This window comes from Pseudomonas sp. PDM17 (genome assembly GCF_014851985.1).
Lineage (GTDB): Bacteria > Pseudomonadota > Gammaproteobacteria > Pseudomonadales > Pseudomonadaceae > Pseudomonas.
This window is the reverse complement of record NZ_JACVAT010000001.1, coordinates 168,796-190,932: the sequence shown is the minus strand read 5'-3', so window position 1 is coordinate 190,932 and position 22,137 is coordinate 168,796. Positions and strand designations below refer to the sequence as shown.

General features: G+C 66.1%; 17 protein-coding genes and 1 riboswitch. Of the genes, 8 read left to right on the top strand and 9 right to left on the bottom strand.

What is annotated here, in order from left to right; all coding sequences use genetic code 11:
- Positions 1–188: 188 nt before the first annotated feature.
- Positions 189–1,127 carry an alpha/beta fold hydrolase gene (locus IB256_RS00900; RefSeq protein WP_192401025.1) on the bottom strand — a complete coding sequence of 313 codons (939 nt, stop codon included), beginning with the start codon at positions 1,125–1,127 and terminating at the stop codon, positions 189–191.
- Positions 1,128–1,290: 163 nt separating this feature from the next.
- Between IB256_RS00900 and IB256_RS00895 the strand changes: the two genes are divergently transcribed.
- Entirely contained in the window at positions 1,291–2,163 is an 873-nt protein-coding gene (locus IB256_RS00895) for a hypothetical protein (RefSeq protein ID WP_192401024.1), read from the top strand.
- A gap of 130 nt (positions 2,164–2,293) precedes the next feature.
- Here IB256_RS00895 and IB256_RS00890 read toward each other — a convergent pair whose 3' ends face one another.
- The 4 genes from IB256_RS00890 to IB256_RS00875 form a co-directional block, all read right to left on the bottom strand.
- On the bottom strand, positions 2,294–5,020 hold the full coding sequence (locus IB256_RS00890; RefSeq protein WP_192292099.1) for a LuxR C-terminal-related transcriptional regulator: 2,727 nt from the start codon (positions 5,018–5,020) through the stop codon (positions 2,294–2,296).
- Between the two features lie 232 nt (positions 5,021–5,252).
- Complete coding sequence (locus IB256_RS00885) at positions 5,253–6,620, bottom strand: DUF1329 domain-containing protein (protein ID WP_192292101.1); 1,368 nt, start codon at positions 6,618–6,620, stop codon at positions 5,253–5,255.
- 166 nt (positions 6,621–6,786) lie between these two features.
- Positions 6,787–8,709, bottom strand: a complete 1,923-nt coding sequence (locus IB256_RS00880; protein ID WP_138216048.1) for a DUF1302 domain-containing protein — start codon at positions 8,707–8,709, stop codon at positions 6,787–6,789.
- Between the two features lie 207 nt (positions 8,710–8,916).
- A complete protein-coding gene (locus IB256_RS00875) occupies positions 8,917–10,599 on the bottom strand; it encodes a fatty acid--CoA ligase (RefSeq protein ID WP_192292104.1) in 1,683 nt (560 codons plus the stop codon).
- A gap of 200 nt (positions 10,600–10,799) precedes the next feature.
- Here IB256_RS00875 and IB256_RS00870 point away from each other — a divergent pair, with 200 nt between their 5' ends.
- Positions 10,800–11,975, top strand: coding sequence for a thiolase family protein (locus IB256_RS00870; protein WP_192292107.1), 1,176 nt, complete (start codon positions 10,800–10,802; stop codon positions 11,973–11,975).
- Positions 11,976–12,039: 64 nt separating this feature from the next.
- Here the strand turns inward: IB256_RS00870 and IB256_RS00865 are convergent, their stop codons facing one another.
- Positions 12,040–12,669, bottom strand: a complete 630-nt coding sequence (locus IB256_RS00865) for a LysE family translocator (RefSeq protein ID WP_192292110.1) — start codon at positions 12,667–12,669, stop codon at positions 12,040–12,042.
- A 29-nt stretch (positions 12,670–12,698) separates the two neighbouring features.
- Positions 12,699–14,147, bottom strand: coding sequence for a DUF1266 domain-containing protein (locus tag IB256_RS00860; RefSeq protein WP_192401023.1), 1,449 nt, complete (start codon positions 14,145–14,147; stop codon positions 12,699–12,701).
- A gap of 219 nt (positions 14,148–14,366) precedes the next feature.
- On the opposite strand from IB256_RS00860, the gene IB256_RS00855 reads away from it, so the two are divergent.
- From IB256_RS00855 to IB256_RS00830, 6 genes are all read left to right on the top strand, one after another.
- Positions 14,367–15,332, top strand: a complete 966-nt coding sequence (locus tag IB256_RS00855) for a 2-hydroxyacid dehydrogenase (protein ID WP_192401022.1) — start codon at positions 14,367–14,369, stop codon at positions 15,330–15,332.
- Complete coding sequence (locus IB256_RS00850; RefSeq protein WP_192292122.1) at positions 15,329–16,093, top strand: DUF1835 domain-containing protein; 765 nt, start codon at positions 15,329–15,331, stop codon at positions 16,091–16,093. The genes IB256_RS00855 and IB256_RS00850 overlap by 4 nt, the downstream gene beginning before the upstream one ends.
- Positions 16,094–16,146: 53 nt before the next feature.
- Positions 16,147–17,148 (top strand): class I SAM-dependent methyltransferase, encoded by a 1,002-nt coding sequence (locus IB256_RS00845; protein ID WP_192292125.1) that lies wholly within the window; start codon positions 16,147–16,149, stop codon positions 17,146–17,148.
- A 119-nt stretch (positions 17,149–17,267) separates the two neighbouring features.
- The gene (locus IB256_RS00840) at positions 17,268–18,725 is read left to right on the top strand and encodes an amino acid permease (RefSeq protein WP_192292554.1); all 1,458 of its coding nucleotides are present in this window, start codon (positions 17,268–17,270) and stop codon (positions 18,723–18,725) included.
- Between the two features lie 44 nt (positions 18,726–18,769).
- A riboswitch (yybP-ykoY riboswitch) is annotated at positions 18,770–18,973 on the top strand.
- A gap of 6 nt (positions 18,974–18,979) precedes the next feature.
- Complete coding sequence (locus tag IB256_RS00835) at positions 18,980–19,561, top strand: TMEM165/GDT1 family protein (protein ID WP_081516290.1); 582 nt, start codon at positions 18,980–18,982, stop codon at positions 19,559–19,561.
- Positions 19,562–19,662: 101 nt separating this feature from the next.
- Positions 19,663–20,106 carry a ketosteroid isomerase-related protein gene (locus IB256_RS00830; RefSeq protein ID WP_045210962.1) on the top strand — a complete coding sequence of 148 codons (444 nt, stop codon included), beginning with the start codon at positions 19,663–19,665 and terminating at the stop codon, positions 20,104–20,106.
- 109 nt (positions 20,107–20,215) lie between these two features.
- Here the strand turns inward: IB256_RS00830 and IB256_RS00825 are convergent, their stop codons facing one another.
- Both IB256_RS00825 and IB256_RS00820 read right to left on the bottom strand, forming a co-directional pair.
- Entirely contained in the window at positions 20,216–21,199 is a 984-nt protein-coding gene (locus IB256_RS00825; RefSeq protein WP_192292128.1) for an NAD-dependent epimerase/dehydratase family protein, read from the bottom strand.
- A gap of 92 nt (positions 21,200–21,291) precedes the next feature.
- Positions 21,292–22,113 (bottom strand): M48 family metallopeptidase, encoded by an 822-nt coding sequence (locus IB256_RS00820; RefSeq protein WP_081516292.1) that lies wholly within the window; start codon positions 22,111–22,113, stop codon positions 21,292–21,294.
- Positions 22,114–22,137 lie beyond the last annotated feature (24 nt).

The following is a 22,137-nucleotide window of genomic DNA, read 5'->3' as shown; positions in this document are numbered from 1 at the left end:
CCTTCAGGGAGAGGGTTAGGGAGAGGGCAGGCCTCCGCGCGGGACTTCACGTAGGAGCGGATTCATCCGCGATAGGCATCGCCCAGATGGAGGACGTGCCGACGGAAAACCATCGCGGACGGAGTCCGCTCCTACGCCCATGAAAAAGCCCGGCGCTTGGCCGGGCTTTTTTGTGGCGCGATGAGCAATCAAGCATGCAGGAAGCGCAACGCATCCGCCGCCGACTCCTCGGGGATTTCTTCCATCGGAATATGCCCCACGCCCGGATAGACCTTCACCTCGATGCCCGGCACGTCACGCTGCCACATCGGCACGTGGCGCGGCGAAATCCAGCGGTCGCGCTCGCCCCACATCAGCATCGTCGGCACCTTCAGCGCGGCAACTCGATTGGGCGTGGTGGGCAGTTCCTCGCGGTTGGCTTTCACCAGGACACGGAAGATATCGATCATCGCGCGGCGGTTACCCGGCCGGCGGCTGATGTCGTAGTAGCGGTCGATCACCCCCGGCTTGATGTTGCGCGCATCGCCGTAGACTTCCTTGATGCCCTGGGCCACCAGGGCGCGCGGCATCCACATCGGCATCATGATGCCGGCGCCGGGCAGCACCGCGCTGGCGATCATCAGCGGCACCTTCTGCATGTAGTAGCCGGCCGGATCGATGAGGATCAGCCGCTCGACACGGCGGGCGTTGACCAGCGCGTAGTTCCAGGCGATGTAGCCGCCCAGTGAGTTGCCGGCGATGGACACCTGCTTGAGGTCCAGGCGATCGAGGAACAGGCCGAACACCTTGACCAGGCGCTCGCCGTCGTACTCGCGGTCCTGGCCGCCGCCGGTGAGGCCGAAGCCGGGCACATCGAGGCGGATGATGCGGAAGTGCCGGGACAGTTCGGCGACCCAGCCGTCCCAGGTGTGCAGCGACGCCATCACGCCGTGGACCATCACCAGCACCGGCTTGTCCGGGCTGCCTTCGTCGCGGTAGTGGATGTCGAAACCGTCGACGTGGATGAACTTCGAGCCGGATTCGGGCGAGGCGTAGCGGGCCTTCAGTGCGGCCAGCGGCAGGGGGCCGAACCCATAGCGGGCCAGGCCCTCGGCCAGCGGCGGTTGCACAGACAATGTGGCGGTCATGGACGAGTGACTCCCGTGCTTGTTGTTCTAAAGCCCGAATCACACCACAGCGCCCGCGCCGCCGCGCCCAACCTAGGTAGTGTCGAGGCTCGTCACGGGATGACGCAGACCTTTCGCCCCGTTAACCTAGCCCGACCCGCCCTCGCGCAAGGAAAGCCCGTTCGTGCCGATCCTCATTCGCCGTTCGCTGTGGCCGCTGGCCGTGCTGTTGCTGCTCCTGTGCCGCCCTGCCCTGTCCGCCGACCTGTATTACCTGGGCCAGAAGATTCCCGACATCCAGCGCAACTGGACCAGCGCCGACTACCAGGTACTGATCGACGCGCTGAAGAAGATCGACGAAACCCAGGTCAACGGCCTGCCCCGCCGCAGCGGCGAGTTCACCGGGCCGATCTACCAGCGCATGGTCAGCGAGGAGAACTTCCGCCCGCAGCTGAACATCTACGCCCCGCTGGAGCTGCGGCAGAACGAGGCGCGCGAGGTGCTGTTCAAGCTCAAGGAGCTGATGCGTCTGTACTTCAACTTCCGCGCCGCCAAGCAACCCTACGGCGCCGAGGCGCTGGGCCTGATGAGCTACTCGCTGCGCGAACAGGCGATCCTGTTCAACCTGACGGTGGAATTCTGGATGACCCTGGCGCAGAGCGAGCAGCGCAACCCGGTGCGCCTGCAGGGCATGCAGGAAGCCAAGGCCGCCGCCTCGATGCTGACCAGCAGCGCGCTGGACTACCTCGGCCTCACCGCGCAGTTCGACCGCCAGGACCTGGTGCTCTACAGCGCCGAACTGGCCAAGCAGTTGCCCGAACTCTTCATCCACCTGCCGCCGGAAGTGCGCGTGCAACTGCTGATGCGCGTGGATGAGCTGTCGCAGAAGCACGCCTACCCGGAAGTCCGCGAGAACATGCGCGACCTGCTGCCGGTGCTGCAGGCGATCCAGGCGGACGTGCAGAAGCAGCTGTCCGCCCCGGCCAAGGGACAGCCTGTGCCCAAGGGGCTGGACCTGAGTGCGCCGCCGGAGGCGGAGAAGAAGAAAGGGATGTGATCCTGGCGCCAGTCGAGAGGATTGCAGGACCGTAGGGCGCATAACCCGGAACGGGTTATCCGCCGATTGCCTCGCGGCGGATAACGCTGGCGCGTGATCCGCCCTACGATCTGAAATTCGCGCCAGCGCCCTAGCGCAACAACCCCATCTCTTTCGCCCGCGCCACCGCCTGGGTGCGGCGTTCGACGCCGAGCTTGTCATTGATGTGGCGGGCATGGCTCTTCACGGTGTGCAGGGAGATGAACAGGCGCTCGCTGATTTCCTGGTTGGAGCAACCCTGGGCGATCAGTTCCAGCACCGCCAGCTCGCGCCCGCTCAGGCAATCATTGAGCACCACCCCGCGCTCCGGCGCGGCCGGCAGGCGTTCGCGCAGGGCTTCGATGGCCGGCGCTGACGCCCGCACGGCCAACTGCTCGCGCAACCATTCCGGATGCTGCAGAAGCACTTCCTGCAATGGGATCAACAGGCCGACCGCCAGGCCGTTCAGGCACTCGCCCAGCTCGAAGGAAGCTTCGCGATCGCGACCGTCCTGCAGCAGCAGGGCGACCAGCTGTCCCTGGGCGAAGCGCGCCTGCAACTGCGCACCGCCTTGCAGGGCGCCGCTGGCCACGGTACGTAGCCGCACCTCGGCGTCGGCCATGCGGCCTTCGCGGCGCTCCAGCAGAGACTGCAGCATCTCCACGTTGCGCGGCAGCTGCGGCGAGCACTCCGGCGGAGTGGCCGGTTCGTCCCCGGTGTAAGTCTCACGCAGACGCTCCAGCCACGCAGTGGCCAGTTCTACCTGGCCCTGACCGAGCCAGAGTTCGCACTTGATCAGGGTAATGGCCGACAGGTAGTAGACCGGCGGCACGTCCCACACGTGCATCATCCGCTCGACCTCGGCGAGGTGGGCGAAGGCGCGGGTGTAATTGCCCAGCCGCCCTTCCAGGCTGGCCAGCACGCAGAAGCCGATCACCAGGCTGATGTCGCGACAGGCGCGAGCTTCCTCGATGCCGGCCTTGAGGCATTTGCGCGCCTCGTCGGGCTGCAGCGCGAGGCTGCGCAGGTAGCCCTGGTAAAGCATCAGGCGACCCCGTACCGCATAGCGGCGCTGGGAAGACAGGCCGGACAGCCGTGCCAGGCCCTGGCGCACTTCTTCTTCGGCGCGCAGCACCTCGCCGCGAGCCTGCAGAACGCGGGCACGGTCGTAATGCACCATGGCTTCGAACAGCGGATTACCGAATCGCTGCGCCAGTTCCAGGGCTTCGCGATTGAGCCCGCGGGCGCGCCACAGGTCGTCGCGCACGATGGCCAGGTTGCTCAGGGTCGACAGGCACAGCAGGCGCGGGCCGAAGCGCTCCGGGCCGAGGCCGTGCATGGCTTCCTCGCAGTGCCGCTCGGCCGCTTCGATCTCGCCGCGGCCACGGGCGATCACGCCCGCCAGCGCCTGCCACTGCGCGAGCAGGTCACGCTGGGCGGTGGCATCGGCGGCGGGCAGGAAGCGCGACAGCTGCGCCGCCAGCTCTTCGGCTGCATCCAGCTGACAGGCCAGCGCCAGCGCCCAGCTGTACAGCACGATCAGACGCGGCGTGCTGGCCAGCAGGCTGTCGGGCAGGTCCATCTTCCAGCGCAGCAGCGTGGCGACGTTCTGCTCGGCCAGCAGTTGTTCCTCGGACAGGCTCTGCACCAGGCTCGCCGCGACCTCCGGGTGGCCGGCGCGCAAGGCCTGCTCCACCGCGTCGTCGAACAGGCCCTGGGCGCTGAACCAGCGGCAGGCGCGCAGGTGCAGCGCCGCCGCCGAAGGCCCGGAGCCGGGCAGTGGGCGCGCCAGCAGCAGGTCGGAAAACAGGTGGTGATAGCGGAACCACTGGCCCTGCTCGTCCAGCGGCACGAGGAACACCTGGTGCTGCTGCAGGTGCCGCAGGATCGAGGCGCTGTCGTGCGCATCGCGCAGCGCATCGCACAGTTGGGCGGAGAAGCGTTCGAAGCGCGCGGTCTGGGCCAGGAACATCTGGACCTCCGGCGACTGCTTGTCGATCACCTCTTCCAGCAGGTAGTCGCGGATCAGCTCTTCGGCGCCATGCACCGACAGATCGGGCACGTTGGCCGCCAGCTCGTCACCATGGGCCAGCAGCCACAGGCGCAGCCCGGCAATCCAGCCTTCGCTGCGCTCGACCAGGTTGTCGAGGGCGTTGTCGTCGAGTTGCGCGCCGTTGGCGCTGACCAGCTGCGCGGTTTCCTCGACGGTCAGGCGCAGGTCCTGTTCGGTGAACTCCAGCAGTTGCCGCGACAGGCGCAGGCGCGCCAGGTGCCAGTCCGGGCGCTGGCGGCTGGTGACCAGCACGACCAGGCCGGCGGGCTGGTGATTGAGCAGGAATTGCAGGCAACGGTCGAGCACCGCGCCCTGGGCCAGGTGGTAGTCGTCCAGCACCAGCAGCAGCGGGCGGTCGACCGACAGGCTGTCCACCAGCTCATCGAGCAGGTCGTCGAGCCAGGCTTCGAAGGCGAACGGCTGATGGCGCTGGCGCATCTTCAGCAGGGCCAGGGCTTCCTCACCGAGGGTGGGGAAATGCAGGCGCAGGCCTTCGAGCAGGCGTTCGAGGAAACGTCCGGGGTCGCTGTCCCTGGCACTGAGCCCCAGCCACAGGCTGCGCCAGTGATCTTCCAGCGTCTGACAGAATTCGATGGCCAGCGAGCTCTTGCCGAACCCGGCCGGGGCGGATACCAGTATCAGCCGTCCCTGCAGCCCCGCGGCCATGCGCTGGCACAGCCGCGAACGGGCGACGTGGCCATGCGGCAGCGGCGGTCGGAAGAAGCGGCTGCCGGCCGAGCTGGGGGGTACATCGGTCAGACTTGGCAGAGTCGAGAAGTCGGTCATCGGCCTGGCTCTTGCTCTAGCTCTTATAGCGGTCAACGAAGGTCACACTGCCGTCCGAGCCTAGCCGCTCGTGGTCGGGAATAGAAGTCGTTTTTGTTACCTTTGCTCACAACATGACCGGAAGGCGTCCTACATTCAGGCTTCCATTCATCTGACAGATGATCTCCCATAAAAAAACCGGCCCGAAGGCCGGTCTTTTTTCACCGCGGAACCACCCGTGGGGATCGGGGGATCAGCGCACGCCTTCCTGGCGAAGCGCTGCCGGGGTGAAGTCGCTTTCCGAAGCGCTGTAGTTGAAGTCGTAGGCGGATTTCTCCTCGTTCTTCAGACCCAGCACCAGGTAGCGGCCGGACAGCAGGTCATACAGGGTTTCCGCGGTGTACCACGGTACCTGGTAGTTGTAGTAGTACTGGTTGAACGCCTCGGCGACGCGCCACAGGGTGCCACGACCGTCGTAGTGGTCGATCTCCACGGCCTGCCAGGTGTCCTCGTCGATGAAGAAGTCACGCTTGGCGTAGATGTGACGCTCGCCCGGCTTCAGGGTGGCGGTCACGTGCCACACGCGGTGCAGCTCGTAGCGGGCCAGGTCCTGGTTCAGGTGGCCGGGCTTGATGATGTCCGAATACTTCAGCTTCGGATCATCCATCTTGTAGTTGTTGTACGGGATGTACAGCTCCTGCTTGCCCACCAGCTTCCAGTCGTAGCGGTCCGGCGCGCCGTTGTACATGTCCAGGTTGTCGGAGGTGCGCAGGCCGTCGGCGGCGGTACCCGGGCCGTCGTAGGAAACCTGCGGAGCACGGCGAACGCGGCGCTGGCCGGCGTTGTAGAGCCACGCCAGGCGCGGTTCCTTCACCTGGTCGAGGGTCTCGTGCACCAGCAGCACGTTACCGGCCAGACGCGCCGGAGCGGTTACACGCTGCTTGAAGTAGAACAGTACGTTGCTCGGCTTGCTGGCATCGTAGTCCTTCAGGTCGGTACGGAAGACGAACTCGTCCTGGAAGTACACCAGCGAGTAGGAGCCGTTGACCTGCGGGGTCGCCTGGGTCACCAGACGGCGCACGTGGCCGCCGCGGTAGCGGGTGATGTGGTTCCAGATGACTTCCAGGCCGTCCTTCGGAATCGGGAAGGGGTTGGCTACCTGGAAGTTCTCCAGGCCGTTGCCGCCCTGCAGCAGCTTGGTCGTGGTGGCGTTCTTCTTGGTCGCCTCCAGCACGTTTTCCGGCACGGTGGCGGTGCGGTGGGTGGTGTAGACCGGCATCTTGTAGGTGTCGGGGTAGCGCTTGAACATGGCCTGCTGGCCGGGGGTCAGCTTGTCCTTGTACTGGTCCATGTTCTGCGCGGTGATGGTGAACAGCGGCTTCTCGCTGGCGAACGGATCGCTGAGGAAGCCCTTGCTGTCAGCGGTGCCGGCGTTCTTCGCCAGGCCACCGGTCCAGGCCGGAATGCTGCCGTCGGCGTTGCCGGCCTTTTCCGCGCCCATGGGAGTCAGGGTGGAGCCCAGCTTCGCCGCTTCATCGGCAGAGACGGCCGCCATCACCTGGGAGGCGATGAGGCTGAGCGCCAGGGCGCCCGTGTGCAGCAGGATCTTTGTTGTTCTCATTCGTTTATCGTCCTCGTTGAGTCTTTGCCCACCGCGCTGGCCGCCCTTGCCGGATGCTTTCGCCAAGACGGGGCGCGGTTTTGTCTGCTGCCCCGCGCGGCCGGGTCACCCGGCCGCGCGGATGGCCCGCCGCGTGAGCGGGCCGCTTGCCAGTTGAACGGCCGGCTTAGAAGGTCACCCCGAAGCTCAAGCTGACGAAGTCACGGTCATCGACGGTGGAGTACTTGCCGTCGAAGTAGTTGGTGTAGGCCAGGCTTGCGGTGTAGGTGTTCAGGTAGTCGGCATCGACACCCAGGCTGACCGCCTTGCGGCCCTCCTCGAAGTTGCCGCCGGGGCCGGGGGAGTAGCCGTCCACGTCGTGGGACCAGGCCACGTTGGGCTTCAGGTTCACGCCGGCGAACACGTCGTTGTAGTCCCAGATCGCACGGGCGCGGTAGCCCCAGGAGTCAGCGGTGGTGAAGCCATCGCTTTCGCAGTTGCGGCTGACGTTGTTGGCGTTGGCAGTGCCCAGGGTGGAAGTGTTGAGCGCCTGGCAGGTCGGCGCGCCGTTGAGGGTGCCGTTCAGCGGGCCGGGGCCGAAGATCGGGTCGCGGCCATAGCGCGCCTTGTTCTGGCTTTCCAGGCCGCCGACGTGGGTCCAGCCGACTTCGCCCACCAGGGTCAGACGCTCGGCGCCCATGACCTGGTCGAAGAAGTGGGTGAAGGTGGTCTGCAGCTGGGTGACTTCCTTGCGGCGGTAGCCGTGCAGGTCTTCACCCGCGGTGCCGGTCAGCACGGAGGCGTTGTCGTAGACGTGGTTGCCGCCGATGGAGACCGGGTCCAGGCCGGAATACAGGATGTCGGTGGTGTTCAACTGCACCGGGGCGTTCGGGCGGTAGCTGATCTCGCCTTGCCACGCGGTGCCGGTGGGCAGCGTGGTGGAGAAGCTCAGGCCGTACAGGCGGATGTCTTCGGGGTACTCGATGAAGTAGCTGGAGTTGCCCGCCATCGCCGCCGCGCCGGCCTGGGCCGCCAGGGACGGGCTGATCGCCGCGATGTTGGTGATCAGCTGGTTGATCTGCGCAACCTTGGAGGCATCGGCGCCACGGCCGGAGAAGATCGGCAGGCGGCTGTGGTAGTTCATGTAGTAGCCGCCGAACTCGGTGTTCAGGCTGTCGGCGAAGTACTTCAGGGAGAAGCCGTACTGGCCGCTGTCGCGGGCGTCGCGGTCCGGGCCGCGCTGTACGACCAGGCCTTCGTTCCACGGCGACGGGGTCACCGCCAGGTTCGGGCCGAGCAGGCCGTTCAGGGTGCGGATCGAAGCGGCGTTGTTGGTCAGCACCGCCAGGTTCTGGGTGCAGCCGTCAGCCACGACGTCCGGCTGGGAGAAGAAGGTACCGCAGTTGTCGACTACCGTCTGGTCCCACTCCAGCTGGTAGAAGCCTTCGGCGGAGAGGTTCTCGGTGAGGTTCTGCGACAGGTAGAACATGTTCACCGGCACCAGGGCTTCCTTGATCTCGGAACCCGGGCGGCGGAAGGCGGTGACGTCGAACGGGTTGATTACGCTGATGCCGTTCTGGATGAAGGTGCTCTCGCCCCAGTTCACCACCTGCTTGCCCAGGCGCACGGTGCCCGGCAGGTCGGCGATGTTGTAGTTGTGGTAGATGAAGGCGTCGAGGATTTCCGCGCCGGAGGCCTGGGCGGCTTCCTTGCGGTTGTGGTCGGAGAGCGGCTTGAACTCGGTGTTCTCGTCCTTCTGCTCGAAGTCATACCAGTACTTGCCGCGGACGAAGACACCGGTGTCCTGGTATTTCAGTTCGAGGTCGTGGATGCCCTTGAAGATCTTCGAGAAGGTCTTGCCGGCCTTGTAGTTCAGGTGGCCATCGTCGGAGGTCTGGGACAGGCCCTTGCCGCCGTTGTTGATGCCGATGAGGTTGCTGTTCGGATTCTGCGTCGACCAGCTGGCCCCCACGGACAGCGTCGAGTCGAACGAACCTTCGATTTCCCCGATGTTGAAGCTGACGGCGGAAGCCGGCGTCGCCAGCGTGGATGCCAGGCTCACTGCCAGCGGCAACCGTGCCAGGCGCCAGATATGTTGCATGGTTTTCATCGACGCTACTCCATGTGTTTTTTGTTATGAGTAGCGGCGACTATATCCAGCGTCCTAAGGCACTTGATCGCTCTAAAGTGTGATTTGTCTTACAAAGGCCCTGACTAGACGCTTGCGCAGGCCCCGAGGTGGCGTGTTCACTGGGCTGCGCCGTGCCAAGCGCTTGCTTGGCACGGCGCCCGAAAACCGTGACTTGCCGGTCGTCGGTCACACCGTGGAGAGGAAAGCGCTGCCAGCCTCCTGCCATTGGGCGATGTCTACCCGGATACGCTTCTTGTCGAGCTTGCCGACACTGGTCTTGGGAACTTCAGTAACAACGGCGATCTGCGAGGGAATGGCCCACTTGTTGATGTGGCCCTGCTCGACGAAAGGCTTGAGGTGTTCGCGCAGCGCCCTGGCGTCCAGCGCCTGGCCGTCGCGCAGCACCAGCAGGGCGAACGGGCGCTCGCCCCACTGCGGGTCGGGCACGCCAACCACGGCCACCTCGCGCACCGCCGGGTGGCGGCTGATGAGGTCTTCCAGCTCCAGGGACGACAGCCACTCGCCGCCGGTCTTGATCACATCCTTGATACGGTCGCGGATATCGATGAAGCCCATGCCATCGAGGGTCGCCACGTCGCCGGTGTGCATCCAGCCGCCGGCCCAGAGCTCCTCGCCCTTTTCCGGCTCGCGGAAATACCCCTGCGTCAGCCAGGGCGCGCGCAGCACCAGCTCGCCCTGGGACTCGCCGTCGGCCGGGTGGAACTGGCCGTGCTCGTCCATGATCGCCGCCTCCACCAGCGGCACCGGCACGCCAGCCTTGATGCGGTAGGTGGTGCGCTCATCCTCGCTGCCGGCGCAAAGTTCCTGGTTGAGGTAGCCACAGGAAATCAGCGGGCAGGTCTCGGACATGCCGTAGGCCGCCGTGAGCTGGATGCCGCGGGCCTTGGCGGCGTCGTACAGCGCGTGGTTGAGGGCACTGCCGCCGATGATGATCTTCAGCCCGCCGAAGTCGTGGTCCTTCGCACCGGCGGCGTTGAGCATCATCTGCAGGATGGTCGGCACGCAGTGGGAGAAAGTCACCTTCTCCTCGCGGATCAGCTTGCACAGCAGCTCCGGCTCGTAACGGCCCGGATACACCTGTTTCACCCCCAGCATGGTCGCCACGTAGGGCACACCCCAGGCGTGGACGTGGAACATCGGGGTGATCGGCATGTACACGTCGTCGGTGCCCATCAGGCGGATGCTGTCCAGGCTGCCGATGGTCGCGGCCATCGCCAGGGTGTGCAGCACCAGCTGGCGGTGGGTGAAGTACACACCCTTGGGGTTACCGGTGGTGCCGGTGGTGTAGAAGGTGGTCGCCACCGAGTTCTCGTCGAAGTCGGGGAAGGCGTAGCGCGGGCTGGCGGCAGCCAGCAAGGTCTCGTACTCGCCGACGCAGTGGGGCAGCGTGCTGGTCTTGTCGGCGCCGTCGGTGATCAGCAGGGTCTTTTCCACCGTGGTCAGTTGCCCGGCAATGCCCTGGTAGAGCGCGGCGAACTCGCTGTTGACCAGCACGAAGCGGTCATCGGCGTGGTTCATGGTGTAGAGGATCTGCTCCGGCGAGAGGCGGATGTTGATGGTGTGCAGTACCGCGCCGATCATCGGGATGGCGAACATGCATTCCAGGTAACGGTGGCTGTCCCAGTCCATCACCGCCACGGTGTCACCGGCCTTCACACCGGCCTCGGTCAGCACGTTGGCCAGGCGCGCGACACGCTCGTTGAAGGTCGCATAGCTGTATCGCACGGTGTCGCGGTAGACGATTTCCCGGCCTTTCTCGTAACGGCTGCCCGACAGCAGCAGACTCTTGATCAACAGCGGGTACTGGTAGGCGTTCTGTGCAGCGGGGATGACGCGGGTTTTCAGCATGGCGTACGCACTCTCAAGGCTGGATCTCATCAGGATGAGACCGACTCTAGAGCGCCCCGTGTGTCCATTCATCAGTCAAAAGAGTGATTTGCCGATGACTCTATGGCCACATCCGGTCACGCGGTAGAATCCTGACGCCCGGTCGTTCACGCCCGGTACCCAGATAGCGCATCACAACAAGAGCGAAGAGGTTAAGAGTCATGTCCGAGATCGTCATCGTCAGCGGCGCCCGTACTCCCATGGGCGGCTTCCAGGGCAGCCTGTCCGGCGTTTCCGCCGTCGACCTGGGCGCCATCGCCATCCGCGAAGCCATTTCCCGTGCCGGCATCCAGCCCGAGGACGTGCAGGAAGTGATCATGGGCAACGTGCTGCCCGCCGGTCTGAAACAGGGCCCGGCCCGCCAGGCGTCGCTGAACGCCGGCCTGCCCGCCGCCACCGGCTGCACTACCATCAACAAGCTCTGCGGCTCGGGCATGAAGGCCGTGATGCTGGCCCACGACCTGCTCAAGGCCGGCAGCAACAGCGTGATGGTCGCCGGCGGCATGGAAAGCATGTCCAACGCCCCCTACGTCATCGAGAAGGCCCGCACCGGCCTGCGCATGGGCCACGGCGAGATCAAGGACCACATGTTCCTCGACGGCCTGGAGGACGCCCGCACCGGCCGCCTGATGGGCTCCTTCGCCCAGGAAACCGCCGACAAGTACAACGTCACCCGCGAGGAGATGGACGCCTACGCCATCGAATCGCTGCAGCGCGCCCAGGCCGCCATCAAGGACGGTTCGCTGGATTCGGAAATCGTCCCGGTCACCGTCACTACCCGAAAGGGTGAGACCGTGGTGAAGGACGACGAGCAGCCGCTCACCGCCAACCTGGACAAGATCCCCGGCCTGCGCCCGGCCTTCCGCAAGGACGGCACCATCACCGCGGCCAACGCCAGCTCCATCTCCGACGGCGCCTCCGCGCTGGTCCTGATGACCGCTGAAGAAGCCGCGCGCCGTGGCCTGAAGCCACTGGCGAAGATCGTCGCCCACGCCACCCAGAGCCAGGACCCGGCCGAGTTCACCCTGGCCCCGATCGGCGCCATGACCAACCTGTTCAAGAAGGCCGGCTGGAGCAAGGACGACGTCGACCTGTTCGAGATCAACGAAGCCTTCGCCATGGTCACCATGCTCGCCATGCGCGAACACGGCCTGGACCACGCCAAGGTCAACGTCTACGGCGGCGCCTGCGCCCAGGGTCACCCGGTCGGTTCCACCGGCTCGCGCATCATCGTCACCCTGATCAACGCCCTGCAGAAGAAGGGCGGCAAGCGTGGCGTGGCCTCGCTGTGCATCGGCGGCGGCGAAGCCACTGCGGTGGCGATCGAGCTGGTCTGACCCTCGAGCCGGCATGAAAAAGGGGCGCCTCGGCGCCCCTTTTTCATTTCGCTCCAGTCGCGGCTCAGCGCAGTTCGGTGAACGCCAGCTTGATCCCCAGCCCCACCAGCACCACGCCCATCATCCGATCGAACCAATGCCCCATGCGCGCAAAACCGGCGCGCACCCGTTGCTGGCTGAACAGCAGCGCCACCAGGCAGAACCAGGCGGCGGTCGCGCAGGCCAGGTACACGCCGTAGCCCGCCTGGACCAGCAGCGGCGTGTGTGGGTTGATCACCACGGTGAACAGCGAGAGGAAGAACAGCGTGGCCTTGGGATTCAGGCCATTGGTGACGAAGCCGGCGACATAGGCACCGCGTGCGCTGCGGGCGACAGGTGCGGCAACGGATTCGGCCGCCGCCGGGTCAGCCGGGCGTGCTCGCAGTGCCTTGAAGCCGATGTACAGCAGGTACGCCGCCGCCAGCCATTTCAGTGCGTTGAACAGCACGATGGACTGCGACACGATCAGGCCGATGCCCAGCAGCGAGTAGGTCACGTGCAGGAAGATCGCGCTGCCCACGCCCAGCGCCGTCCAGGTGCCGGCGCGGCGGCCGTGGGTCACGCTCTCGCGCACCACCACGGCGAAGTCCGGGCCGGGACTGGCCACCGCCAGCAGGTGAATGAACGCCACCGTGAGAAATTCCGCCCAGTACATCGCGCCTCCGAACCACCGCCAGGAAAACCCTAGGTTCTATACGAAGCGCCGGGCCCCCGACAAGCGACAGGCGCCACTCGGTGCAGCACAGGCAGCATTTCCAGCGGGCAGACCTGCCACGGCGAAGGGTACTGGGCAAACGGAGTGATGCCGTCGAGCAACGCCATGCCGCTGTGCAGCAACCGCTTGCCCGCCTGCCAGTCCTGATTGGCCAGGGCGTGACCGAGCATCAGCGAGATCAGGTACTGCTCCCAGCAATCGAATGCTCCTCGGGCCTGCCGGGCCATGTGGCGCAGGGCATTCCACAGGCTTTCCTCATCGAGCAGACCGACGCTGAAGGCCAGACGCGCGCCGAAGGCAGCGCGCTCCAGGTCGTAGGCCAGCACGGTGCGGCACTCATCGACCATTGCCGGATCGTGACCTTCCTTCAGCAGCGCTCGACGCGCCTGCGCAAAACGCGCCATCGGCGTTCCACCGACGGACACCAGAGCATCGGCCACCCAGTCCAGCAGCGGATCGAGCTTTTCGCGACTGCCGCTGCCCAGCAACCAGTCCAGCCGCGCACGCACCTGCCCGGCATCGGCAGCCCGCCAATGTTCGGCCAGCCAGAGCCGGTGAAACTCCTTCTCCTGCGGGGCAATTGCCAGATCGTCGGCGCGCACGCCCGCGCTGTGGGCAATCACACAACCCAACGCGAGCAGGGCACTGCGGGGTGGATGCGCCGCCGGCTCATGGACGTGCTCTTCCTGCAACACCACCTCGCTCACGCGGATGCCTGCCAGCGGATGGGCTCGCCACAGGCCGGCCAACGAGCCGTTATCGGCGCGGCCGCCGATCAGTTCCTTGAACGCCCTGATCGCCATCGAGCCGGACGTCCCGTCGCGCAACAGGATCGCCCGCCCCAGCACGAAAGACGCGGCATACGCCTGCCAGTCGGAAAAGTGGCGGATGGCGCTCTCGGCCACCCAGGCCAGGCACAGCCAGGTTTCCGACTCGCCGAGATAGCCACAGGCATGGCATTGCCGCGCCAGCCAGGCGAGGCTTTCGAGATCGTGGGCGGCCATGGAGATATCCACAGGCAACGTCAGGCCCGCCTTGCTCCAGGCTCGCTTCGCCTGCTTGAAGCGCAGCCGCTGCTCCCCCTCGAAGACGCAAGGTTCGTTGCGCTGCAGCCGGCGAAACTCCTCGTCCAGCGTCTGACTCTGGGCTTCGAGCATCAGCTCCTGCAGTGACCGGCGCGCCGTTGCCGCATCGGTGATGCCCCACAACTCGACCCGATCTTCGGCCTGTACCACGCCCGCGCTCACATCGCAGTGTGACAGCAGCGCACCGAAGCACAGCAAGGGTTCGGGGCCGGCGGCGCGGGGCGACTTTCTCCGCCGGGAGCGGGGATACCCAGTCGTCGCGCCACTGCGCAGTCCGACACGCACGCCGAGCGCACGAATGGCCGTGAGGCCGGAGAGCAGCCAACCCATCATCGCCAGTCACCTCGGGATTTCGATGGGATCACTCTAAGAAGCGAGCACGAGACGGCGGATGAGGGAAAACCGAAACGTCTGTCAGACTTTTCACTCAAACATCTACCATCAGTACGCAGTTCCCTCCGTCCACGTCCGCGGGCAGACCGGGTTGTCCACGGCGGCGGTTCTGCCGAGAATCCCCTTCATCCCGCCCTTCCGATCAAGGTGTCATCGCTCATGAATCCTGCTCGCGCCGTCTTCCTCGACCATGCCTCCCTCGACCTCGGTGATCTCGACCTCACGCCGCTGCGCGCGCCGTTCGGCGAACTGGTCCTGCACGGGCGCAGCGACACGCAGCAGGTGGCCGAGCGACTGCAGGGCGCGCAGGTAGCGATCAGCAATAAGGTGCGTATCGGCGCCGATGTTTTCGAACAATGCCCGGACCTCAAGCTGATTCTGGTGGCCGCCACCGGCACCAACAACGTCGACCTCGAAGCCGCGCGCCAGTATGGTGTGACCGTGAGCAACTGCCAGGGCTATGGCACCCCGTCGGTGGCGCAGCACACCCTGATGCTGCTGCTCTCCCTGGCTACGCGCCTGCCGGACTATCAGGCGGCGATCCGCGAGGGCCGCTGGCAGAAGGCCCCGCAGTTCTGCCTGCTGGACTTCCCCATCGTCGAACTGGAAGGCAAGACCCTCGGCCTGCTCGGCCATGGCGAGCTGGGCGGCGCGGTGGCGAAGCTGGCCGAGGCCTTCGGCATGCGCGTACTGCTCGGCGCCCTGCCCGGCCGCCCGGCGCGCGCTGATCGCCTGGCGCTGGACGAACTGCTGCCGCAGGTCGACGCCCTCACGCTGCACTGCCCGCTGACCGATGCCACGCGCAACCTGATCGGCCAGCGCGAGCTGGACCTGATGAAGCCCGGCGCCTACCTGATCAACACCGCCCGCGGCGGGCTGGTCGATGAGCAGGCGCTGGCCGATACCCTGCGTCGCGGCCATCTCGGCGGCGCGGCCTTCGACGTGCTCAGCGTCGAGCCGCCGCGGGACGGCAACCCGCTGCTGGCCGGCGATATCCCGCGCTTTATCCTCACCCCGCACAGCGCCTGGGGCAGCCGCGAGGCCCGGCAGCGCATCGTCGGCCAGTTGAGCGAGAACGCCGCCGGCTTCTTCGCCGGCGAGCCGCGCCGGGTGGTGGCGCCATGAGCTTGCATCTGGTCTGCGGCGACGGCGCCGCCGAAGCCCTGCATCGGGCCGTCGAAGCAGGTGTGCTGACCGAAAAGAAAATCCGCGTGATGCCGGACGACCTGGCGGTCGGCCCACTGAGTGATGTGGATAACCCGCCCTGCCAGCAGCGCGCTGCGTTCTGGCATGCGTTGGGGGGCGAAGTCCTGCGCGAGCGGGAAATCGCCATCGAGATGGCCACCGAGGTGAACTGGCTGCACAGCCCGGACGTCGCCTCCGTCACCCTCTGGCACGGCGACAGCGCCAGCGAGCAACTGCTGCTGCGCCGCGTCTGCGCTTTGCTGCCGGCGAACATCATCCTGCGCAGTGTCGGTGCCGGCAGCGGCCAGTGCCGCAGCGAGAACCGTCACGCCATTGCCATGCTGAAACCCGTCGAACTGGCCAACGCCCTGGCCGCCAGCCACGAACTGGATGCCGCCGAGCGCCAAGGCCTGGCGGCGGACTGGCAGGGCGCCCTGGCGGAAAACGCCGAGCTGCGCCTGTGGCTGGATGGCCAGCTGAGCGGCACCGGCTACGCCCACATCGACCGCATCCTGCTGGACAGCGCCAGCGAATCCTGGCGCCCGGTGCAGTCGCTCATCGGCCCGACCATGGCCTACGTCGACGGTCTGTTCGTCAGCGATCTGCTGGCCGCCTGGCGCCTGCGCGAACAAGTCGCGGCCGGAGCGCTGGAACTGCGCGGCGACGACTTCTGGAAGAACGCCGAGGTACGGCTCGCCTAGGCTCGGCCGCGGCAGCCCTGCTAAACTCGCGCCCTTTTTCGCCAGGAGGCCGCATGTCCAACGCCCCTACCAGTGAAGTGCTGCTGCGCCAGATCGAGCGCTTCCAGGGCCGCGTCCTGCTCGCCGGCCTGCCCGCCGACGCCCTGCTCGGCGACCTCCCGCAGGCCCAGGGCTGGAGCTGGCATGCAGGCGTTGCCCGGCAGTTGGAAAGCCGCTACGCCGGTCGCTGCCACTTCAGCGCCACGCCGCCGACGGGCCAGTTCGCTGCCGCCGTGCTGTTCCTGCCCAAGTCCCGCGAACTGACCGACTACCTGCTCGCCGCGCTGGCCAGCTCCGTGCCGGACGGCGAGCTGTACCTGGTCGGCGAGAAACGCGCCGGCGTCGAACGCGCCAGCAAGCAGCTCGGTGAGTTCGGCCGCGCCAGCAAGCTGGACAGCGCCCGCCACTGCCAGCTGTGGCACACGCACATCGACGGCGCGCCGACCGCGCCGGACCTGCATGCCCTCGCGCAACGCTACGAACTGCCGCTGGCCGATGGCCCGCTGCAAGTCATCACCCTGCCCGGCGTGTTCAGCCATGGTCGCCTGGACCGTGGCAGCGCGCTGCTGCTGGAACACCTGGACAAGCTGCCAGCCGGCCATGTGCTGGACTTCGGCTGCGGCGCCGGGGTGCTCGGCGCCACGCTCAAGCGACGTTATCCGCAGAGCCGCCTGACCCTGCTGGACGTCGACGCCTTCGCCGTCGAGAGCAGCCGCCTGACGCTGGCCGCCAATGACCTGGAGGGTGAAGTGATCGCCGGCGACGGCATCGACGCCGCGCCGGAAGGCCTCGCTGCCATCGTCAGCAACCCACCCTTCCACCAGGGCGTGCACACCAGCTACGCCGCCACCGAACACCTGCTGCGCCAGTCGGCACACCACCTGGCGTCGGGCGGCGAGCTGCGCCTGGTGGCCAACAGCTTCCTGAAATACCCGCCGCTGATCGAACAGCACCTGGGCCCCTGCCGCATCCTGGCCGAGGCCGACGGCTTCCGTATCTACAGCGCCCGGCGCTGATCCAAGGCTCGCACTACACTCCACCGAGCCCGCTGGATCGGCGCATCGCCGCTCGCCCTGAACTATCGAGGACACCCGTGAACCGAAGAATTAGAGATGACGTCGAACTGACTTTCGCCATGGGGCCGAAGGAGAAGCCGCACCATCTGAAGCGCTCCCTCAAGCCGCGTCACCTGAACATGATCGCCATCGGCGGCTCCATCGGCACCGGCCTGTTCGTCGCCTCCGGCAGCACCATCGCCACCGCCGGCCCTGGCGGTGCGCTGCTGGCCTATGCGCTGATCGGCCTGATGGTGTTCTTCCTCATGACCAGCCTCGGCGAGCTGGCGGCGTACATTCCTGATTCCGGCTCGTTCTGCACTTATGGCAGTCGTTTCATCGACGATGGCTTCGGTTTCGCCATGGGCTGGAACTACTGGTACAACTGGGCGGTGACCATCGCCGCCGAGCTGGTGGCGGCGCAGCTGGTGATGAAGTTCTGGTTCCCGGAAGTCTCAGGCATGTACTGGAGCGCCGGCTTCCTGGCCATCATGTTCATGCTCAACTTCTTCTCGGTGAAGGGCTTCGGCGAGAGCGAATTCTGGTTCGCGCTGATCAAGGTGGTGGCCGTGGTGATCTTCATCGGCATCGGCCTGGCCAGCATCATCGGCATCATGCATGGCATCGACAGCCCCGGCTTCAGCAACTTCACCACCGGCGATGCGCCCTTCGTCGGCGGCCTGCAGGCGATGATCGGGGTGGCGATGATCGCCGGCTTCTCCTTCCAGGGCACCGAGCTGATCGGCGTCGCCGCGGGCGAGTCGGAGAACCCGCAGAAGTCCATTCCCATCGCCATCCGCCAGGTATTCTGGCGAATCCTGATGTTCTACATCCTGTCGATCTTCGTCATCGGCATGCTGATCCCCTACACCGATCCGAACCTGCTCAAGACCGACAGCAGCGACATCAGCACCTCGCCCTTCACCCTGCTGTTCGAACGCGCGGGCCTCGCCGCCGCGGCAGGCGTGATGAACGCGGTGATCCTCTCGGCGATCCTCTCGGCAGGCAACTCGGGCATGTACGCCTCGACCCGGATGCTTTACACCATGGCCACCCAGGGCAAGGCGCCGCGCCTGTTCACCCAGGTGTCGGAGAGCGGCGTGCCGCGCTATGCGCTCTACGCCACCACGCTGATCGGCGCGCTGTGCTTCCTCACCAGCTTCATCGGCGACAAGACCGTCTACACCTGGCTGCTCAACGCCTCGGGCATGTGCGGCTTCATCGTCTGGCTGGGCATCGCCGTGTCGCACTACCGCTTCCGCAAGGGCTTCATCCTGCAAGGCGGCAACCTCAACGACCTGCCCTACCGCGCCAAGTGGTTCCCCCTCGGCCCGCTGTTCGCCTTCACCCTGTGCCTGATCATCACCCTGGGGCAGAACTACCAGGCCTTCGTCGGCGAGCACGTCGACTGGGCCGGCCTGGTCGCCACCTACATCACCATCCCGCTGTTCCTGGCGATCTGGCTGGGCTACCGCTTCAAGAACGGCACCCGCTTCATCCGCTACGAAGACATGGACATCCGCCCCACCCGCGACTGATCCGACGCGCAGGCTTGCCCAAGTCCCAGGACTTGGGCAGAATGCGCCCCGTCCTAGGGGAGTAGTCTCCCGCGAGCGCCCTGCTCGCCCGGTACGCGTCAACACACTTGGTCCACAGACCATGGCGCGTACGATCCAGGCCTGCAGCGTTCAGGCCGGGGTTTGACAAGACCTATGACACGAGCAACCTGACCCGGGGCGGGCAGGTGGCGCGTGTCATGGTGATTAGTCGACCCGCCCCCTTAGGAAGTCTGATGGAATCCCTCTTCGTCCCCACCCTGATCGTTGCCCTCGCGGAAATCGGCGACAAGACGCAATTGCTCGCGCTCGTCCTCGCCGCGCGCTTCCGCAAGCCCTGGCCGATCATCGCCGGGATCATCGCCGCCACCCTGGCCAACCACTTCGCCGCCGGTGCCGTCGGTAGCTGGGTCGCCTCGTTCTTCTCGGAAAGCACGCTGAGCTGGGTGCTGGCCGTGTGCTTCCTGGCGGTCGCTGGCTGGACCCTGATTCCCGACAAGCTGGATGACGACGAAGAAGGCTCGCTGAAGAAATTCGGCCCGTTCCTCACCACCCTGATCGCCTTCTTCCTCGCCGAGATGGGCGACAAGACCCAGGTCGCCACCGTGATGCTGGCCGCGCAGTACCCGCACTTTTGGCTGGTGGTCATCGGCACCACCCTGGGCATGCTGATCGCCAACGTGCCGGTGGTCCTGGCGGGCAACTTCGCCGCCGAGCGCCTGCCGCTGAACCTGATCCGCCGCCTGGCCGCCGCCGCCTTCGCCATCCTCGGCCTGGCTGCCGTGTACCACGCGCTGAAGCTCTCCGGGGTGTTCTGACCGGCAGCTTTTCGTCGGGAGGCTGGCGCGCCGGCCAATGCCTGTGTATCGCCCGCGATACACAGTGGCGCCTGAAGCCTCCCACGACAAAGGATGTCGCCATGCCGGAAAAAGACCTGAAGAAAGTCGCCCGCCACCACATCGACCTCGCCTGGAACAAGGGACACCTGGCGCTGGTCGAGCAGTTGCACAGCCCGGACTTCATCTACAAGAGCGCCTTCACCGCCCAGCCGCTGGACAACGCCGGCTACCGGGCGCTGGTGGAGGAGATCCGCAGTGGCATGGAGGACCTGGAAGTGGCCGTGGAGGAATGCATCCGCGAGGGCAACAAGGTCTTCACCTGGAGCACCCTGATGGGCAGCATCGCCCGCCCGGTGCTGGGCTACCCGGCCAGCGACCGCATCGTCAGCATCTCGGCCATGGGCTTCTGGACCTTCAACAGCCAGAACCAGGTGCAGGAGCTGTGCACGCTGTTCGACATGGAAAGCTTCCGCGCGCAGATGGGCCTGCCCAACCGGCCGTTCGCCGAGAAGGCGCTGCCCTGACAATGAAAAAGCCCGGCATTCGCCGGGCTTTTTTCTGTCCGCTTGTCACCCATGTCCACGACCTGCAGGGGATTTTCGTAGGAGCGAGCTTGCTCGCTCCTAAAGGACCTCAGAGGTAATCGTTGGCGTGGAACCAGGAAATGGCCCGCTCCAGCGTATCCTCCAGCGGCACATGGGACTCGAAACCCAGCTCCTCGCGGGCTTTGCGGCCGTCGAGGAACTGCCCGCCGGCCATCACCTCGATGGCGGTGTCGTCCAGCAGCGGCATCCTGCCAGTCAGGCGGTAGCGCCAGCGACCCAGTGTCGCCAGCGCGCGGGCGCGGTGCAGCGGCATCGGGGTCGGCGCCGGCTTGCCCAGCAGCTTGGCGATGGTGCTGGTCAGCTCGCCCATCTCGATGTTGTGCCCGGTGAGCAGGTAACGCTCGCCCACCCGGCCTCGCTCGAGCGCCGTGAGCAGGCCGCGCCCGGCTTCGGAGGCATCGATGACGTTCCGCCGGCCCGGCACGTAGTGCAGCATCTCGTCGCGGCCGATGGCGGTGATCAGGCGCCCGGTGGTCGGGCCGATGTCCAGCTCGCCCAGCACCATGCCGGGAATCCCGATCACCACCGGCAGGCCGCCACGGGCCTGTTCGCGGGCCTGTTCGTCCAGCGCCCACTTGCACATCACGTAGGCGCTCTTGCCGGTGGGCAGGCCTTCGTAGAACAGCCCCTCATGGCCCGGCAGCCCCTGAGGGTGCGAAGGCATGGCGAAGGCCGAACCGACGTAGAGGATGCGCGGTACTTTCGCCTGCAGGCAGGCGGCGTAGAAATGATTGGTCAGGTCCAGTGCGCTGGCCACTTCCTCCTGCCAGCGACGCGGGCGCACCGGGTAGTAACCGGCGCTGAAGATCACGGCGTCCAGCCCGCTGAGCGCACGAGCCATCCCCTGGTGATCGAAGAGTTCGGCTACCCGGCACTCAGGCTCGAGGTAGGCCAGGCGCTGGATCTGCGACGAGGGTCGGTGGATCAGCACCAGCTGGTGGCCGGCCGCCTTGATCGCGCGAGCGGCGTGGTGGCCCAGGAGCCCGGTGGCTCCGAGTACAGCGATTTTCACGGGTGCTCCCTGTTCACTGGATAAAGCGGCGCAACATTACGCCGCTCCTGGCCGTTCGAGAGAATCACGAACCCCTGCTGCAAAAACACTGTTCAGCGGGTCTTGGCCTGCTCGTAGAGCGGCATGACCTTCGGGATGGCGGCCTGCAGGTTGGCCATCCGCGTACTGTCCGCCGGGTGCGTGCTGAGAATTTCCGGCGGAGCTTCACCGTTCGATGCCTGCCCCATCTTCTGCCACAGGGTCATCGCGGCGTTGGGGTTATAACCGGCTCGCGCCGCCAATTCCAGGCCGATCAGGTCAGCTTCGTTCTCATTCTGCCGGCTATTGGGCAACGTCAGGCTGTATTCGACCACCTGGTGGGCCATGTCCACGCTGCTCTGCCCCAGCCCCAGCAGCGCGCCGCCGATACCCAACCCCATCTGCTCCGCGTAGGCGCGGGACATGGCCTCACGGCCGTGCTCACGCAGGGCGTGGGCGATCTCGTGGCCCATCACCGCGGCCAGTTCGTCGTCGCTGAGTTTGAGCTGATCAATCAGCCCGGTGTAGACGATGATCTTGCCGCCCGGACCGCAGTTGGCATTGAGCTCGTCGCTCTTGATCACGTTGACTTCCCATTGCCAGGACGGCGCGTCGGAACGGAAGGCGCCGGTCTGCGGGATCAACCGCGCGGCGATGGCCTTCACGCGCTTGGCGTCATTGCTGCTGGCATCCAGCTTGCCGGCCTTGGAGGCCTCACCGAGGGTCTGCTGGTAGGACTGCGCATACATCTGGTCGACCTGGGCGCTGGACAGCATGCTGAACATGTTCTGCTTGCGATCGACGCCGACGACGCCGCCGCTGGTGGTGTTCACCTGCTGGCAAGCGGTGAGCAGCAGGGCTGCGGCCAGGCCTGCGACACGAAAAACTCTGGGCATGTTGCTCTCCCGAAACAATGCAAT